This window comes from Pseudomonas syringae pv. coryli str. NCPPB 4273 (genome assembly GCF_000972175.1).
In the GTDB taxonomy this organism is placed as follows: Bacteria; Pseudomonadota; Gammaproteobacteria; order Pseudomonadales; family Pseudomonadaceae; genus Aquipseudomonas; species Aquipseudomonas syringae.
In genome coordinates this window covers 1-2,457 of the sequence record NZ_AWQP01000087.1, presented here as the reverse complement: position 1 = coordinate 2,457, position 2,457 = coordinate 1, and the positions used below count along the sequence as shown (strand labels likewise).

At 52.6% G+C, this 2,457-nt stretch carries 2 pseudogenes; both read left to right on the top strand.

Annotation, left to right across the window (positions count from 1 at the left end):
- A pseudogene (locus tag P406_RS26630) lies at window positions 1–2,140 on the top strand (hypothetical protein); the annotation flags it as partial.
- Window positions 2,137–2,457: pseudogene (locus P406_RS29535) on the top strand (permease); the annotation flags it as partial. The pseudogenes P406_RS26630 and P406_RS29535, both read left to right, overlap by 4 nt.

The window sequence follows — 2,457 nt, the reverse complement described above, 5'->3', positions numbered from 1 at the left end:
ATGGTCGGCCCATCTGGGCACCGAACCGCTCAAGCTGTTTGTCGACACCACACACCCTGAAAGCCTGCTTTATCTGCAAACGCTCATGCTTAACCTGCAGATCATTTACGCTCAGGACAACGCCGCCAGCGCCTGGCTCGCCGAGCAGGAAGCCAACGACAGCAGCCTGTTTGGCACGTTGCGCTACGGCTTCTCACCGGCGCTCAAACATGCCCTACACCAGGAAGCTAACGCGCTGCTGAACGGCCTCGGCGACATCACCAACCTGGCCACCCGCATTGGCGAACTTAACGGCACGCTCAATCACCAGGGCTTTGCCGACAAGACGTGGATGAAGGCGCTGAAACACCCCGTTCAGGACACCTTCAAAGCCCTCGGCCAACTGGCCAGCGGTGCTGGCAAGGCAACGTTCGAAAGTATCCTGCTGGCCTGGGTGCCCATCGACAGCCGCCTGGCGGTGGGCAAGCAGCAGAACATCGCCGCACTGATTCGCACACTGTTGATCGGCCAGATTTTGCTCGATTCAAAGGCGCGTATTGCGATCGATCACAACATGCTCGCGAAACTGAAAAACTGGATCAGCGAATGGCGGGTACTCAACAAACAGATCAGTGATATCCGTCGCAGCTGGCTCTACCCAACCGCTTACAACCCCCGCAAAAGCATCGCCAGCCACCTGCGCGCGCTCGAGCAAAAGCTTCGCCTGCACGAACTGAGCATGCCCGCCCTGCTCGACTATCAGAACAACCAATACGCCAAGCAGTTGCAGGACGAAATTCGCCTGCACTTCCAGTCCGGCAAAGCCATCACCAAAGAATGGCTGAGCAGCGCCAAGCGTTGGCTCGATGGACTGGGAGGGATTGCCGGCTCGATCACCTGGGGCGTGATCATGCTCAACTTCATCAACACCGCCCTCACCTATCGCGACCTTACTCGGGACGGAGACTTCAGTGCCAAGGATATTGGCAAGGTGACGTATGGGCTGGGGTATAGCTTTAACCTGTTGATGGCGGTGTTTGTTGAAGCGCCGTGGGCGGTTATCAGGGAGGCGACGCCGGTGCTGATCGATGGCAAGAATGTCGGGATTCTGGATCGTTCTGCGGGTTATTGGAGGGCAAAGGGAAATGCGGCGTGGAGTGATGCGATACGTGGGTTCAGGGTTTCGATGGTGGCGATGGGTGGGTTTGGGCTGGCGGCGGTTACGCTTGAACTATTTGATGTCACAAATGATTTTTACGCAGCGAAAACATCAGAGGAAAAAAACGCAATTATTGTAAAGGGCATTTCTATATTCGCAATGGGAGTAGGCTCAACTTTTCAATTGATGGCAGGGTTGTCCCCTGCAAGCACCTTCACAATTGTTGCGATGAGCCCATGGTTCAGTGTGGCGCTGCTCGTAATAGGATCTATATATCTTTTTACTACGCTGGCTTTGAGTTATTTAAAGCAAGACAGTGTGGGCTGGTGGCTACGTAAGTGCTGTTGGTCGAGAACCCTAGACTATCGCTACCCCGAGACTGCGAAAGGCGAGAGTGAAGAAGTACGCGCATTGATGGAAATTCAATTGTCTCCACAGATTCATGTTAAAAGCACCGTGCATTATGAGAGTCGTTATCTTGGCAAAGGCGATTACTACAGCGTAGCGGTACAAAATGGCGCTGGAGTACAAGTACGCTTGCCAAAGCTGGTACGCGGGGAGTCCGTGCACTTCAACATCGTCAGCAGCAAGCGACCATGGGGCGTGTTACCTGTAGAAAAAATAGACGACCCACTGCATCAAGCTTTTCTGGACCGTGGGCAATTCAGGAAGGCTGAACAGTTCGGGACGCTTACCAACAATCCAGCTGGCAAGGCGAGTGAAGATTTCACCTATCCTCTCATGCCACCTGAAAATGAAGACCTCATCTGGGAAACCTGGGTGCCGCTCGACAAGGACGCAACATATCTTGAGCTGCAAATCTGGTACCCGACCAATCTGATCAATCCTGGCGAGGACGATAGAAGCTATCTGTTTCAGATGGAGCTTGGCACAAGAGGCGATACTGCTATTGATGGTTTGGCTGCTGTGGAGCTTGAAGTGAAGGCATCAAGCAGGATTGGCACACTGACTCTGGAAGTAGCAGAGGGTACACCTGTATGAATCAGCAAGAAAAAGCCTTGTACCTGCCAAAAAGTAAAGACGTTCTAAACTGGAAGATCAAAACATTTGCAAGATCGCCTAGAGAAATGATGATAACTCAGTCCATATTCATTGCGATCTACATGATAGGCAGCACACTTTACATGTGGGGAGGCTGGATAATGTTTTCAGACAGCCTCTACTCATTAGTGGGCGCGATACTCGCGCTTGCCGGAATTCTTGCTTATTACCTATGCCTCCTCATCCGCCAAAAAACCATCTACAACTACACCATCACCACCCACCACGCCCTCGTAGAGTACTACCTCCACTACCCC